Origin of the sequence: Pelagicoccus sp. SDUM812005, assembly GCF_031127875.1 — a bacterium.
In the GTDB taxonomy this organism is placed as follows: domain Bacteria; phylum Verrucomicrobiota; class Verrucomicrobiia; order Opitutales; family Opitutaceae; genus Pelagicoccus.
In genome coordinates, this window is record NZ_JARXIA010000090.1 from 1 (window position 1) to 405 (window position 405).

The following is a 405-nucleotide window of genomic DNA, read 5'->3' on the forward strand; positions in this document are numbered from 1 at the left end:
CGGACTCCCGAAAAGTCGAGCACGCTCAAGTCCCCCAGCGGGCTCCGCTCGAAAAGCGCCTCCGCCGCGCTCCCGTGCAGGTCGACAAAGTATTTGGTCAGCGAATACGCCCCGCTATTCTCGATCGTGAGCGACGTGTTCGGCTTGTATCCAAAAAGGCTGCCCGGCCTCAGCTCGAAAGAATTCTCGCCCATGGTTACGCGCGCCCGCCCCGAGAGGACAAACTCGATCCCCACGAAATCGAACTCCGCCCGCTTCACCACATAGTCCGGCGCGCACTTCTCCACTCCCCCGCAGCTTACGCCGAATTCCTCCGTAGCCTTAGGCGTCAGATTGAGAAAGAAGTACGAAGCGTCCAATACCTGCTTCGATATGAAGTTCGGAAGAGCGTCAGCCACCCCCACA

General features: G+C 59.5%; 1 protein-coding gene. It reads right to left on the reverse strand.

The window, feature by feature from the left end; all coding sequences use genetic code 11:
• Nucleotides 1-405, reverse strand: a 405-nt coding sequence (locus QEH57_RS24815; protein ID WP_309009502.1) for an AraC family ligand binding domain-containing protein, incomplete at both ends; no start/stop codon positions are given.